The following is a 12,990-nucleotide window of genomic DNA, read 5'->3' on the forward strand; positions in this document are numbered from 1 at the left end:
AGGGGGACGCCTGATCCGATGAGTGACGCAACGAAGTTACCGGCCGGCTTCGGACGACTGTGGACCGCGCAGACGGTGTCCTCGCTCGGCGACGGGGTGATGCACGCCGCGCTGCCGCTGCTGGCGTTGACGCTGACCCGGGATCCGATGGTGCTGGCCGTCGTCACGGCCGCCGGGACGCTGCCCTGGCTGCTGTTCGGAGTGCTCGGCGGCGCGCTGGTCGACCGCTGGGACCGTCGCCGCACGATGTGGGTCACGGACGCCGCGCGTGCGGTGCTGCTGGCCGTACCCGCCGCCGCGGCGGCGCTCGACGTGCTGAGCATCCCGCTGCTGACGGCCGTGGCGTTCCTGCTCGCCCTCGGCTCACTGTTCTTCGACACGGCCGCCACCGCGTACCTGCCGGATCTGCTCGGCCGTGACCCCGCCCAGCTTGAGCGGGCCAACGCCCGCCTGCGCGGCACCCAGACCGCGGCGTCCGGCTTCGCCGGGCCACCCGCGGGCAGTGCGCTGCTCGCGCTCGGACGTTCGGTTCCGTTGCTCGCCGACGCGGTGTCGTTCGCGTTGTCCGCGCTGCTCGTCCGGTCGCTGCCCGCCGTACCGCGCCCTGTGGCGAGCGCCCGCGAGTCACTGCTCCGGCAGGCCCGGGCCGGGGCCTCCTACGTCTTCCGGGACCGGCTGCTGCTCGGGCTCGCGCTGCGTCCGGCGGTCGGGAACATCGCCTTCCTCGCCGTGGAGACCGTCCTGCCGCTGTTCGCCCGCGAACGTCTCGGCATCGGCGCCTTCGGCTTCGGCCTGCTCCTCACCGCCGAGGCCGCGGGCGGCCTGCTCGGCGCGGGCGTCGCCTCCTTCCTCGGCCGGCGCCTGGGCACCGGCACCGCGCTGACCTGCACCGCCACCATCGAGGGCCTCGCCATCGTGGGACTCGCCGCGGCGCCGAACGCGTACGTGGCCGGGCTCGCGCTCGCCGTCTGCGGGGCGGGCATCGGCGCCACGATGGTCCTCGGCCCCTCGCTCCGGCAGGCCATCGTCCCGGCCCGTCTGATGGGCCGGGTCGCCTCCACCTCCCGCATGCTCTCCATGTGCGCCGCCCCGTTCGGCGCGTTCCTGGGCGGCGGGCTGGCCAACGCCTACGGTCTGCGCACCCCGCTGTACGTCGCCGCGGGTCTCCTGCTCACCATGACCGCCGTCACCGCGACCATGACCAGCAACCGCCGCGTCGAGGCCGCGCTGAGCGACGCGCGCCTGGACCCCGTCGCGGAGAGCGCCGTACGAACCTCGTCCACATGACTCTTGGCCACCGCAGGACCGGGCGTATGGCCCATGGTCGCCCGGCGGGTGACCATCTATTCTCCGGGTACGGCAGGCGCGAGCGCTGAGGTGCGGTGCATGGACGAAGGCGGCATGGGGCGGCGGGAGCGCAGGAAGCGCGCGACCCGGGCGGCGTTGAGCGAGGCGGCGCTACGGATGTGCGCCGAGCGCGGGGTGGCCAACGTCACCGCCGAGCAGGTCGCCGAGGAGGTCGGGGTCGCGCTGCGGACCTTCTTCAACTACTTCTCCTGCAAGGAGGAGGCGGTGGTCGCGGGTGACGCGGCCATCGCCGAGGCCATCGTCGCCGCCTTCCGGGGCCGCCCCGCCGCCGAACCGGTGCTGGCGGCGCTGCGTGCGGCCGTACTGGAGGTGGTCGACGAGGACAAGCTGCGCTTCCACGTCGAACACCTCCAGGTCCTGCGTGGTGACCCGGCGCTGCTGCCGTACCGGCTCAAGGCGTTCGCCGCGCGCGAGCGTGAACTGGCCGCCGCGGTCTCGGAGCGGACGGGGGTCGGGGACGAGGACCTGTATCCGGGCCTGGTGGCGTCGTGCATGCTGAGCGCGCTGCGGGTGGCGACCCAGCGCTGGCTGAGCGAGCCGGGCCCGCTCAGCTCGCTCATCGACACGGTGGTGGCCCAGCTCGACGCGGGGCTGGGCGCCCCGCTCGACCGGTCCCGGGCCGACGCGAACGGCCGCCCGGAACCGGTACGGGCTCAGGCCTGGGGGGCGTCCCAGGCGACGGGCAGGGAGTGCACGCCGTAGATGAACATGTCGTCGCGCATCGGCACCTCGTCCGGACGGCAGGCCAGCCGCAGGTGCGGGAAGCGGCGCACCAGGGCGGGCAGGGCGACGCTCAGCTCCGCGCGGGCCAGCTGCTGGCCGAGGCACTGGTGGATGCCGTACCCGAAGGCCACGTGCGGGTTGCGTTCGCGGGTGAGGTCGAAGGTGGTCGGGTCCTCCCAGTGGGCGGGGTCCCGGTTGGTCTCCGGAGTCGAGATCATCACCGTGTCGCCCGCCGGGACCCGCACGCCGCCCACCTCCACGTCGTCGGTGGCGACGCGGAACGGGCCCATGTGGAGGATCGAGACGTAACGCAGCAGTTCCTCGACGGCCCTGTCGGCTATCTCGGAGTTGTCACGCAGCAGTTCGAGCTGGTCGGGGTGTTCCAGGAGGGCGAAGGCGCCCAGGGCGATCATGTTGGCCGTGGTCTCGTGCCCGGCGGCGAGCAGCAGGTTCGCGATGCCGACCAGCTCGTCGTCGGTGAGCTCTCCGGCGTGGTCGCCGTGGATCAGCCCGGAGATCAGGCCGTCGTCGGGCTGGGCACGCTTGGCGTCGACCAACTCGCGCATGAACTCCCGCATCTCCTCACGGACCCGCAGCACCTCCTTCACCGGTGTGTCCATGCGGATGAGGGTGGAGGTGCGGCGCTGGAAGTCCGCACGGGCCTCGTACGGCACGCCGAGCAGCTCGCAGATCACCAGGGAGGGCACGGGCAGGGCGAACGTCCTGACCAGGTCGGCCGAGGTGCCCGCGGCCTCCATCGCGTCCAGGTGATCCTCGACGATCTCGGTGATGCGCGGGACGAGCGCGCGCATCCGGCGCAGGGTGAACTGGCCGACGACCAGCTTGCGCAGGCGGGTGTGCTGCGGTGGATCCATGGCCACGAACTGCCCGGCCATGGCGCGTGCGTCGAACAGCTTCTCGCGCATCTCCTCGGGGACGGAGATCAGGGCGTTGCGGCGGTTGAAGCGGTCGGCGCTGAAACGGGGGTCGGACATCACGAAGCGGGCCTCGTCGATGCCGGTGACCACCCACATCTTCTCTCCGGTGCCCAGCGTCACCTGGTTGACCGGCGCCCGCGCGTGCATCCTGGCCAGCGCCTGCGGCGGATCGAACGGACACTGCCTGACCTTCAGCTCGTCGGGCAACTGCACCCGCAATGTGGCCTGGTCGGCCTCGGGTGCTTTCTCGACGCGATGGATCTCGGTGGTGGAACGAGGCATCAGCGCTCCTGTGGTGGATCACAGTGGATGGTGCGTCCTGTTTTCGACCATACCCGGACTTGCACGCCATGCAACTTTGACTTTTTCCGCCCGTCGAGAACACAGTCAGCCGATGCCATACCAGCCACGCGCCACAATTCGCCACAAAACAGGACATTCCATAATCGCCACGCCGTACGACACCGAGAATGCACATCCGACACGAAAACATCGGGATTTTGGACAGGCCTTTCCGCACACGGCCATACCAAAATCGACCTGCGGAACCACCGCGATCAGGGCGGCGGGGTCGTGAGTGTTCTGATCGTGAAGTCGATGGCCGTGGCCAGTCGTTGAGGGTCGTGTCCGGCGCGTTCGCGGACGCGTAGGCCGAGCACCGTCGTGAACAACGTCTCCACCGCGGCGTCCACGTCGAGTGTGGCGGGCAGGTCGCCCTCCCTGACGCCACGGCGCAGCAGCGACGTCAGGGTCCGCCGGGTGACGTCGAAGGCGGCCTCGACCCTTTCGTGGACCTCGGGGTCGGCGGCGCCGAGTTCGGTGGCGGTGTTGACCACGAAGCAGCCCCGCCCGGCCTCGTGGCCGACCAGCCAGAGCAGCCACTCCCGCAGGATGTCGAGGCAGGAGCCGGGGGCGTTCAGCTGCTCTTCGGCCTGGGTGGACTCGGTCGCCCGGTAGTGGTCCAGCGCGCGCAGGAACAGCGTGTGCTTGTCGTTGAAGGTCCGATACAGGCTGCTCTGCCTGAGCCCGAGTTCGGTCCCCAGATCACGCACGGACGTGGCGTTGTAACCGCGACACCAGAACAGCCGGGTCGCCCTGTCGATCACGTCCTGCTCGTCGAACTCCCTGGGTCGCGCCATGCTACGAACCCTACCAACGTTGTGGAGTGATCGCTCCCGTATTAGGGTGTGCCGTCGTATGGGAGCGATCGCTCCCGAACGAGTGAGGAGAGCCCGACGTGATGGCCACCGAACGTACGCCGACCGAGCCGGACATCTCACCGGGAAGCCACTGGATCGCGGTCTTCGCCGTGGCCCTCGGCACCTTTCTCCTGGTGACGGCCGAGCAACTCCCCATCGGGCTGCTCAGTCCCGTCGGGTCGGCCCTGTCGGTGTCCGAGGGCGCCGCGGGCCTGATGGTCACCGTCCCCAGCGTCGTCGCCGCCGTCGCGGCGCCCGCAGTCCCGATCCTGGTCGGCACCATGAACCGCAGGCTTCTGCTCGTCGCCCTGATGGGGCTCATGACGCTCGCCAACCTGGCCTCCGCCCTGGCCCCCGACTACCCGCTCCTGATCGTCGCCCGGGTGCTGGTCGGAGTCGCGATCGGCGGGTTCTGGGCCGTCGCCGGTGGCCTGGCCGTACGGCTCGTCGCCCCCGCCGACGTGCCACGGGCCACGGCCGTCATCTTCGGCGGCGTCGGCGCCGCCAACGTTTTCGGCGTCCCCATCGGCACCGTCCTCGGCGGGCTGACGAACTGGCGGGTCGCGTTCGGCGCGCTGAGCGTCCTCGCACTCGTCGTGCTGGTCGCCCTGCTGGCCGTACTGCCTCCGCTGGCCGCCGCGCGTCCCGTCGCCCTACGACGGCTGACCGGCCAGTTCCGCAACCGGGGCGTCCGGATCGGCGTCCTGGCGACCTTCCTCATCGTCACCGGCCACTTCTCGGCCTACACCTTCGTCGGCCCCGTGCTGCGGGACCTGTCCGGCGTCGACGAGGGATTCGTCGGGCCCCTGCTGTTCGGGTTCGGCGTCGCCGGCGTCGCGGGCAACTTCGTCGCCGGTGCCGTCGTCGCCAGGAGGCTCCACCGCACCGTCCTGGCCATCGCCACCGCCCTGGGAGTGACCGTGCTCCTCTACCCCGTCGCGGGACTCACCGCCGGGGGCGGAGTCACCCTGCTCGTCATCTGGGGCCTGGTCTACGGCGGGGTCTCCACCAGCCTGCAGACCTGGATGATCAAGGCCGCTCCCCAGGCCGTCGAGGAGGCCTCCGCCCTGTGGGTCGCGGTGTTCAACCTCGCGATCGGCCTCGGCGCGCTGGCCGGGGGCACGGTCGTCGACGCGCTGCCGCTGCGGGGCGTCCTCTGGCTGGCCGGTGTCCTCCTCCTGGCCGCCGCGCTGGCCGTGTGGAGCGCGCGCCGTGTCCCGAGCCTGCGGTGACGTCAGGGGTCTGACGCCGCGTGCGGGGCCCTGGCGTGGGTTCCGTCGTCGGAGGCGGGTCCTGTCGCCGCGTCCGTCTGGCCCGCGATGCCCGTCGCGCTCATGACGAGGACGCCGGTACGGCGGGAGGCCGATCCGATCGGGATGTAATATCCCGCCCCGCTGCTCACCAAGAAGGGGAAAGTCCCAAGTCAGCGGAAGGCGCAGTGGATGACAGACGTTCCGCCGGAGGATCTCCGGCAGACGATGCGGGATCCCGAGGCGTTCGAGGTCTTCTACCGAAGACACGTCGAACGGGTGAGCCGCTTCGTGGCCCGCCGGATGACCGATCCGCACACGGTGGACGACCTCACCACCGAGGTCTTCCTGGCCGCCGTCGACGCGGCGAACACCTACCGGCCCGACCGGGGCAGCCAGGAGGCGTGGCTGTTCGGCATCGCGCGCAACGTGGTGGCGTCCGAACTGCGCAGAGCGGCCAGGGAACTGCACAAGAACGGCAGGGCCGCGGGGCGCCGTCCTCTGGACGACGACGACATCGCGCGGCTTGAGGAACGCATCGACGCCGAACGGGCCACCCGCCCGCTGCTGGCGGCCATCGCGCGGCTGCCCAAGGGCCTGCGAGCCGTGGCCGAACTGGTGGACGTCGACGGCCTGTCCGTCACCGACGCCGCCACGGCCCTGCGCATCCGTGTCGCCACCGCCCGGGTACGGCTGCACCGCGCGCACCGCCGGCTCGTGAACGAACCCGGCACCTGCCCGGAGACCATCTTGGAAGGATCGTCATGAACGGATCTCTCGCAGGCTTCGAAGAGCGCCGGCTGGCCGAGCTGAAGGAGCACGTGGCGGCGCGGGCGACGGCCGAGCGGGCCGGACGGCCACGCCGCCGGGTCGTCATGGCTCTGGCGGCGGGAATGGCGGTCGCCGCCGCGGCGGGCGTGATCACCGTCTCCTCCGTCGGAGGGGCCGCCCCCGCCTACGCCGTCACCAGGGACTCCGACGGCGTCGTGCACGTCACCGTACGCGACGTCGCACCCGGCGACCTCCCGGACGTGAAGGGGCTGACCAGGCAGCTCCAGGAGCTCGACGTGCCCGCCGTCGTGGACTACGTCCCGGCGGGCCGGAAGTGCAGGGAGCCACGCGGCGCCGTCGTGACGGACGTCCCCGGGGGTCTCTACCGCACGCCCACGAACGTGCCCGGTGATCCCGGGGCCTGGCGGATGCAGATCGACACCAAGCTGTTCAAGCCCGGCCAGACCTTCGTCTGGACCCTGTACGTCGACCCCGTCAACGGATGGAACGGCACCAGCACGATCCTCATGCGGGACCCGGTGGCGCCCTGCGATCCGGTCCCCGACGACCGGCCGCACTACCTGGCGAAGACGCCTCCCCCCTGGGTGAGGGCGACGTCGCTGGGCGGGTACCGGGTCGAGGGCAGGACCGTGGGCGAGGTCCTCCCGGAGATCGGCAGACGCGGCCTCAGGGCCACCTACCTGGTCACCGAACCCGCCCCCGACAGGCCACGCGACCCGGACATGCCCTACGTGATGTACCCCACGAGGCAGAACACCCCGGTGGGGGGTGACTGGCTCGTCTGGCAGGCGGACGAATCGACGAAGGGAACGATCCGCCTGTACGTCACACGAACCCTCGCCTTCCCCCGGCACCGCTGAACCGGCACTCGGCTACCGGTCCTATGTCGTACTCGGGAAAGGCCCTCCTCCACCCATCAGGAGGCGTTCTCCGAAGTCACGTCAGGTCGGCGAAGAAACGTGCGACCTCGTAGTTGGCGATCAATCGGGCGAGGCCGAGTGGGGTCTGACCGCTGTTGTTCGCCCTGAGCGGGTCGGCTCCCCACCGGCGCAGCAATTCGATCATTCGACCATCTCCGCGTGAGGAGAACACGGCAGTGCTCAGCGGCGTATTGCCGTAGTGGTCGGCCTGGTCAACCAACGCGTGTCGGTGCAGGAGCAGCTGGGCGACCGCCACAGAGCCTTCCTGAGCTGCGAAGTGCAGTGGCGTCAGTCCTTTTTCATCTGATCCACTCGGATCGGCTCCGGCGTCCAGGAGCGCCTCGGCCGCGCTGACGTCGTTGGACATCGCCGCATAGTGCAACGGCGACCTGCGAGCACGATCAAGACTCATGGCACTCTCTCCTCTGCGGAGGACGTCAGCGTGGAGGTGCGACCGGTGTAGCGGAGCACCTCGGGTCGGAGGCATCACCGACCCGTACAGATCAAGATCGACAATAGTCGCATAGGCGCATCGGCCGACTTGGGCAAGCTCGCCTTCGGTGTCGGCGAGCCTGACTCGAAGCCCTTCCCGTTCGGCTCCGGCGATCCGCACGCAGGTCGTCATGTTCCAACGTCCGGTTCAGCATCGCACCCATGTGAAAAAGACAGCTGGAAACGGACAAGTGGTCAGCCCTTCCGCTTAGCCTGTTCATACCAAGTACGCGTCGTTGGTGATGTGGATGAAGGCGGGCGTGTCCGGGGGGCTGGGGGTCGTGCCGCCGTTACGGTCGCGTCCATGACTTCGAGCACTCCACGAATGTCGCCGGATGAGTACATGGCATCGCTGGCACGTAAATGGATGGCGGCCGGGGCGTTGCTGCGGGACGCGGCAGGCCGGATTCTGCTGGTCGACCCGGCTTACAAGCCCGGCTGGGAGATTCCCGGTGGCGCGGTGGAGACCGAGGAGTCGCCTCAGGCGGCGTGTCGGCGGGAGCTGGCCGAGGAACTCGGGCTGGACCGGCCGACCGGACGGGTGCTGGCGATCGACTGGGTGGCCTCACAACCGCAGCGGCCCGAAGGGCTGATCGTCATGTTCGACGGCGGGCGGCTCACGCCGCAGGAGATCGCCTCGATCCGGGTGCCGGAGGAGGAATTGGCCGGATGGGCGTTCGTCGAGGTCGGTCAGGTGGGTGAGCGGCTCGGTCCGCTGCCGACCCGGCGGATCGAGGCGTGTGTCCACGCGGCCGACAACGGGACGGTGGCCTCGCTGGAGAACGGCTTTCCCACCACCTGAAACCCGGGTGGTGCGGGACACGCGCGTTCCCGGACCGGTCAGGCATGTCCGGGAAAGGGCGGAGCGTTCACCCGGCACCGCGACACAGGCCGTCGCCGTACGGCATCGCCCGGGGCGTGACCGGGCGGCGGCCCCGGCCATGCCGGCCGACAGGCTCAGCTCGGCGGACGTGGCGGGGTCGCCCTGATGGTGAGCCGCGGTTCTCAGGTCAGTACGGCGTGCAGGGCCAGGTCGCCTATCCGGCGTAGTTCGTCGTGACCTCGGCCTGCGGCGGCCTGTACGGCTATGCCGTCGGTGATCGTGTGGACGAGGGCGGCCAGGGTGGCCGGGTCGTGGCGGGAGGGCAGGTCGGTGGCCTGTTCCAGCCTTCTGCGCAGCGCCGCCTCACCGGCCTTGCGCACCGCGATGGCGTCCCGCCGTACGGCGTGCGCGTCGGGCCCGCAGGCGTGCACGCTGTTGACGCACAGGCAACCGTGGGGTGTGTCCTCTCCCGCGACCAGGTCCACTGCCCCGCGGACCAGCCGTTCGACGACCTCCCTGCCGGTGGGGGCGGCCAGCGCGTCGGCGGTGTAGGCGCCGGGACCGTCGAGGTAGCGGGCGAGGACCTTGGCGAACAGTTCCTCCTTGTTGCCGAAGGCGGCGTAGAGGCTGGGCTTGTTGATGCCCATCGCGGTGGTCAGGTCGGTCAGCGAGGTGCCCTCGTAGCCGTGCCGCCAGAACACCTCAAGCGCGCGGTCGAGTGCGGTGTCCGCGTCGAACGAGCGTGGGCGCCCGCCGGGCATGTCGTCCTCCCAAGTTTTATACCTATCGGTACATTACCCCTTGCGCGGGGGTGCCACATCACCCTAGTTTCCTACCAATCGGTACAGAATTAAGGGGTGACGCAGATGATCCGAGTCGGAGTTGTCGGTGCCGGCGGTTGGGCGGACGGCTCGCACCTGCCCGCGCTCACCGCGCTTGAGGAGTTCGACGTGACCGCGGTCGCGACCACCAACCAGGCCAGCGCCGATCGGGCCGCCGCCGCCCACGGCGTACGGCACGCCTTCGCCGACGTGGGTGAACTCGTCGCGCATCCCGATGTCGACCTGGTCGTCGTCTCGGTGAAGACCCCCGGGCACGCCGCCGTGATCAGGGCCGCCCTCGCCGCCGGTAAGCACGTCGTGTCCGAGTGGCCGTTGGGCGTCGACGCCGACGAGGCGAGGGAGCTGACCGAGGCCGCCGTCGCCGCGGGTGTCGTCCACGCGGTCGTGCTCCAGGGGCACCACTCCCCGAGTGCCCGCTTCGTCGCCGACCTGCTGGCCGAGGGCCGGATCGGCACGCTCGAATCGGTCGCGCTGGTGGCGGAGGGCGCCCCCTTCGGAGGCAACCGGATCTGGCCGGACCTGGTGTTCAGTCTCGACCCCTCGGCGGGAACCAACGTCCTGACCATCATGGCCGGTCACTTCCTGGCCGCGCTCGAACGGGTCGCGGGCCCGCTGACGGAGGTCTCCGCCCGGCTGCCCCGCCTGCACGACCGCGTGCTGGTGACCGGGACGGAGCGGATCGTGCCCAACGCCACGCCCGGTCACGTGCTGCTGCACGGGCTGCTGGCGAGCGGCGCCACCGCCTCCGTCGTCGTGCACGGCGGCAACGCGTCCACCCAGGACGCCTTCCTTCTCAAACTCGTCGGCAGCGAGGGAACGCTGACCGCCACCCCGGCCCAGCCCGGGACGTTCATCCACTGGGGCGACTGGAACATCAGGATCGGAGACGACGTCCTGGCCGTGCCCGACACCTGTCGCACGGTTCCGGACAGCGTCCGGTCCGGCCCTCCGGCCAACATCGCGGCCCTCTACCAGGAGGTGGCCCGGGCCCTCGCCGAAGCCCGGCAGCCGTATCCCGGTTTCGATACCGCCCTACGCCACCACCGGCTCCTCGCCGCCGTCGAACGGTCGGCGGCCGAGGGAACCGCCCAGAGAGTCGCGTGAAGGACGCAGAACCATGAGCGGACCTTCCAGGGCCGCCACCATCGCGAAGGGGAACCGGTCGACCTCCAGGCAGAGCGCGACGTCGTCGGGATGGACTCCCTCGCGACGGACGGGGCTTCGACCAGGTCGGCGATGCCGAGGAAACGGGCGTCCGTTCCGGTCATGATCGCACATACCCGACCCGGGACATCCGAGCGTGAACCGGCGACCCACGACGGCGGCGGCCCCGGTCCGTACGGCGTCCGGCCACCGAGCCGCGCCTGTGACCAGGCCGGACCCGCCATCGCCTTCGCGGATGTGACGGGGGGATCCTTCCCCGGCAGGAGGGGGCGGCGGCCGGTCGGCGGGGGGTGCGCTCCTTCCTCAGCAGGAGGTACCCCATGTGAGCGTTGCTCATAGTTGACGGCATGACGCGAAGATCCTTACATCGCCCCCTGCCTCGCGCGCTCACAGGAGCGGCCCTCGCCACGGTCCTGGTCGCGGGCGCCGGCCTCACCCCCGCGAGCGCCACCGTGGGCGGCGACGTCCCGCTGCTCAACGACTACGACGCCGAAACGCTCGCGAACCTCCCCAACACCAACGGCCTGGATTACCTGGCTCAGCGGTACGCGCCGACCGACACCTGCCCGCCGACGGGTACCGGGCCGGGTGGGCCGCTGTTCTGGGGGGACGACAAACCCACCCAGTTCCGCCAGGGTGTCCCCCTGCCGGGGCAGAAGGTCGTGAAGATCGTCATCATGGGCGACTCGTACATATCGGGAGAGGGGGCGGGAGACTACTTCAACAAGCGCGGTTTCCTGCCCGACCCCTACCTCTGGGTCGGTAACGGGAAGCCGCCCATCCCGGCGCTGGGGCACACCCAGGCCGACTACGAGGATGACTTCCGGCACCGTTCGGCCAACGCGGCGGTCCTGCAGGGCATCGACCTGCTGCGCCGCGCCAATCCCGAGGTTTTCTTCGACGTACGTTTCAACGCCTCCTCCGGCGCCGCCAGCGAGCACTTCTTCGTGGGTCAGAACGACCACGGCCGCGTCAACCCGCCGCAGAGCCAGGGGCTGGACAACGCCACCGACCTGGTGATCTCCGGCTTCGGCGGCAACGACGTCGACTTCGGACCCAGGCTGCAGGCCCTCCTCGACAAGAAAGGCAACCTGAGCGCCGTCGAGGCGGAGACCGAGCCGTTGTTCGACACCACCCGCACCTCCGAACAGGAATGGGCGGATTCGGAACCTCCGCGCCCGCCGTTCGTCCGTCCGCTGACGCAACCGTCGACCCTGTCGGCGCGACTGGTGCAGCTGGTACGGGCGACGAAGACCGCCACCGGCGGCAAGGCCAGGATCATGATGGTCAACTACCCCCAGTCTCTCGCGAACGACCGCCTTCCCGGAGGCCCGATGAGATGGTTGACGTTCATCTTGAACCGGGACGCGGACTGGGCGAGACTTCGTGCCCTGTCGCCTCGGCTGACCGCCTCCATCAAGAAGGCGCAGCAGGTCCTGGCCGACCACGGGGTCGCCGCCGACCTGCTGGACATCGAGAATGCCTTCGCCGGCCACGAACTGGGGACCAGAACCCCCTACACCCGCAACCTCGTCTGGGCACCCGCCGGGGACTCCTTCAACCAGAAACAGCAGTCAGGGCATCCCAACCAGCAGGGGCAGAAGGCACTGGCGGGACACTACGCCCTGATGATCGCGGGTGAACTCGGGCTGCGCGTCAAGGCGCCCGACGGAGCGCGCCCACCGGCCAGAGCGGCGCAACCGTGCGACTCCAGTCGCAACGACCGCCACAACCTGCCCGTCACCCCCACCCAGAGCGGTGGATCGACCGGCGGCACCGGCGGCGGTGGGGGAGGCGGCAGCAGCACCCCCAACGTGGGTCCGCGCTCGACCATGACCTTCGTCAACCTCGATCCGCCGCTGTTCCCCACGAACCCCGGCTCGCAGCCCAGGCCCACGCCCACCGGCTCGCAGTCCTCCCCCGGGACGGGGGGTACGACGTCACCGCGGTGGAACATCTATCCGGTCGACACCGTCCAGCCGACCACACCGACCATCTCCTTCGACCTGACGCAGCCGTTGCCCCTCCTGTGGCCCCTGAGCAGTGGTGGGACGAGCCCGTACCGGGACGTCTACGAGGTGAAGATCAACGTCGAGCAGCTCATCCGGTGAGGCCCGGCTCCGGCCGTACCGGGAGCTGAGCGGCCACGGGCGGACATCCGGACGCCCGTGGCTCGCCCACCGGTCCCGCCCCACGGGTGAGACCCGGCAACGCTTTTCCTGTCCGTGCCGTGTTCCCCGCCATCCCGCAAACGTCATTCAAGCGCTTCGCAGATAAGAGAATAAATTCGGGGGTCGCTCACGACTCGCCCTCTCCGTGACGCGTAAACCTTTTGTTCACGCTGTTCCGATCGGCGTCGTTGATGGTTTCTGTGACATCAGCACGGACGACCGGGATCGACCCTCTCCGCGATAAGACGCGGGACCATCGAGGGGAAGCGCGGCCCGTACGGCACGCAGGCCCGATCGGGCCGCTGCCG

Annotated in this window: 13 protein-coding genes; 8 read left to right on the forward strand and 5 right to left on the reverse strand. The window is 70.2% G+C overall.

Translation table 11 applies throughout. From position 1 onward, the window contains the following. Positions 1 to 18 precede the first annotated feature (18 nt). Positions 19 to 1,287, forward strand: a complete 1,269-nt coding sequence (locus ABZ463_RS38835) for an MFS transporter (RefSeq protein WP_362784599.1) — start codon at positions 19 to 21, stop codon at positions 1,285 to 1,287. 99 nt (positions 1,288 to 1,386) lie between these two features. Next, positions 1,387 to 2,070 (forward strand): TetR family transcriptional regulator, encoded by a 684-nt coding sequence (locus ABZ463_RS38840; protein ID WP_352013962.1) that lies wholly within the window; start codon positions 1,387 to 1,389, stop codon positions 2,068 to 2,070. Here ABZ463_RS38840 and ABZ463_RS38845 read toward each other — a convergent pair. Both ABZ463_RS38845 and ABZ463_RS38850 read right to left on the reverse strand, forming a co-directional pair. After that, positions 2,022 to 3,311, reverse strand: coding sequence for a cytochrome P450 (locus ABZ463_RS38845; protein WP_362784603.1), 1,290 nt, complete (start codon positions 3,309 to 3,311; stop codon positions 2,022 to 2,024). The two genes, ABZ463_RS38840 and ABZ463_RS38845, sit on opposite strands and share 49 nt — an antisense overlap. Before the next feature lie 275 nt (positions 3,312 to 3,586). Beyond that, complete coding sequence (locus ABZ463_RS38850) at positions 3,587 to 4,168, reverse strand: TetR/AcrR family transcriptional regulator (protein ID WP_362784606.1); 582 nt, start codon at positions 4,166 to 4,168, stop codon at positions 3,587 to 3,589. Between the two features lie 101 nt (positions 4,169 to 4,269). Between ABZ463_RS38850 and ABZ463_RS38855 the strand changes: the two genes are divergently transcribed. After that, positions 4,270 to 5,460 carry an MFS transporter gene (locus ABZ463_RS38855; protein ID WP_362784609.1) on the forward strand — a complete coding sequence of 397 codons (1,191 nt, stop codon included), beginning with the start codon at positions 4,270 to 4,272 and terminating at the stop codon, positions 5,458 to 5,460. A 2-nt stretch (positions 5,461 to 5,462) separates the two neighbouring features. On the opposite strand, the gene ABZ463_RS38860 is transcribed toward ABZ463_RS38855, so the two are convergent. Continuing rightward, positions 5,463 to 5,633, reverse strand: coding sequence for a hypothetical protein (locus tag ABZ463_RS38860; RefSeq protein ID WP_362784612.1), 171 nt, complete (start codon positions 5,631 to 5,633; stop codon positions 5,463 to 5,465). A gap of 37 nt (positions 5,634 to 5,670) precedes the next feature. Between ABZ463_RS38860 and ABZ463_RS38865 the strand changes: the two genes are divergently transcribed. Continuing rightward, positions 5,671 to 6,246: an RNA polymerase sigma factor gene (locus ABZ463_RS38865; protein WP_362784615.1), complete on the forward strand. Its 576-nt coding sequence runs from the start codon at positions 5,671 to 5,673 to the stop codon at positions 6,244 to 6,246. Further along, complete coding sequence (locus ABZ463_RS38870; protein ID WP_362784617.1) at positions 6,243 to 7,130, forward strand: hypothetical protein; 888 nt, start codon at positions 6,243 to 6,245, stop codon at positions 7,128 to 7,130. The genes ABZ463_RS38865 and ABZ463_RS38870 overlap by 4 nt, the downstream gene beginning before the upstream one ends. 76 nt (positions 7,131 to 7,206) lie before the next feature. On the opposite strand, the gene ABZ463_RS38875 is transcribed toward ABZ463_RS38870, so the two are convergent. Further along, complete coding sequence (locus ABZ463_RS38875) at positions 7,207 to 7,815, reverse strand: ankyrin repeat domain-containing protein (protein WP_362784620.1); 609 nt, start codon at positions 7,813 to 7,815, stop codon at positions 7,207 to 7,209. A 210-nt stretch (positions 7,816 to 8,025) separates the two neighbouring features. On the opposite strand from ABZ463_RS38875, the gene ABZ463_RS38880 reads away from it, so the two are divergent. Continuing rightward, positions 8,026 to 8,484, forward strand: coding sequence for an NUDIX hydrolase (locus ABZ463_RS38880; RefSeq protein WP_362784622.1), 459 nt, complete (start codon positions 8,026 to 8,028; stop codon positions 8,482 to 8,484). Between the two features lie 203 nt (positions 8,485 to 8,687). Here the strand turns inward: ABZ463_RS38880 and ABZ463_RS38885 are convergent, their stop codons facing one another. Then, positions 8,688 to 9,266, reverse strand: coding sequence for a TetR/AcrR family transcriptional regulator (locus tag ABZ463_RS38885; RefSeq protein ID WP_352013970.1), 579 nt, complete (start codon positions 9,264 to 9,266; stop codon positions 8,688 to 8,690). A 105-nt stretch (positions 9,267 to 9,371) separates the two neighbouring features. On the opposite strand from ABZ463_RS38885, the gene ABZ463_RS38890 reads away from it, so the two are divergent. Beyond that, the gene (locus tag ABZ463_RS38890) at positions 9,372 to 10,451 is read left to right on the forward strand and encodes a Gfo/Idh/MocA family oxidoreductase (protein WP_362784625.1); all 1,080 of its coding nucleotides are present in this window, start codon (positions 9,372 to 9,374) and stop codon (positions 10,449 to 10,451) included. A 407-nt stretch (positions 10,452 to 10,858) separates the two neighbouring features. Then, entirely contained in the window at positions 10,859 to 12,622 is a 1,764-nt protein-coding gene (locus tag ABZ463_RS38895) for a hypothetical protein (protein ID WP_362784628.1), read from the forward strand. Positions 12,623 to 12,990 lie beyond the last annotated feature (368 nt).

Source organism: Streptosporangium sp. NPDC020145 (assembly GCF_040631275.1).
GTDB lineage: Bacteria > Actinomycetota > Actinomycetes > Streptosporangiales > Streptosporangiaceae > Streptosporangium.

Excerpts from the sequence above, each read along its gene's own strand:
- ABZ463_RS38835 (WP_362784599.1), top strand. The coding sequence starts at position 19 with ATGAGTGACGCAACGAAGTTACCGGCCGGCTTCGGACGACTGTGGACC.
- ABZ463_RS38840 (WP_352013962.1), top strand. The coding sequence starts at position 1,387 with ATGGACGAAGGCGGCATGGGGCGGCGGGAGCGCAGGAAGCGCGCGACC.
- ABZ463_RS38845 (WP_362784603.1), bottom strand. The coding sequence starts at position 3,311 with ATGCCTCGTTCCACCACCGAGATCCATCGCGTCGAGAAAGCACCCGAG.
- ABZ463_RS38850 (WP_362784606.1), bottom strand. The coding sequence starts at position 4,168 with ATGGCGCGACCCAGGGAGTTCGACGAGCAGGACGTGATCGACAGGGCG.
- ABZ463_RS38855 (WP_362784609.1), top strand. The coding sequence starts at position 4,270 with ATGGCCACCGAACGTACGCCGACCGAGCCGGACATCTCACCGGGAAGC.
- ABZ463_RS38865 (WP_362784615.1), top strand. The coding sequence starts at position 5,671 with ATGACAGACGTTCCGCCGGAGGATCTCCGGCAGACGATGCGGGATCCC.
- ABZ463_RS38870 (WP_362784617.1), top strand. The coding sequence starts at position 6,243 with ATGAACGGATCTCTCGCAGGCTTCGAAGAGCGCCGGCTGGCCGAGCTG.
- ABZ463_RS38875 (WP_362784620.1), bottom strand. The coding sequence starts at position 7,815 with ATGACGACCTGCGTGCGGATCGCCGGAGCCGAACGGGAAGGGCTTCGA.
- ABZ463_RS38880 (WP_362784622.1), top strand. The coding sequence starts at position 8,026 with ATGGCATCGCTGGCACGTAAATGGATGGCGGCCGGGGCGTTGCTGCGG.
- ABZ463_RS38885 (WP_352013970.1), bottom strand. The coding sequence starts at position 9,266 with ATGCCCGGCGGGCGCCCACGCTCGTTCGACGCGGACACCGCACTCGAC.
- ABZ463_RS38890 (WP_362784625.1), top strand. The coding sequence starts at position 9,372 with ATGATCCGAGTCGGAGTTGTCGGTGCCGGCGGTTGGGCGGACGGCTCG.
- ABZ463_RS38895 (WP_362784628.1), top strand. The coding sequence starts at position 10,859 with ATGACGCGAAGATCCTTACATCGCCCCCTGCCTCGCGCGCTCACAGGA.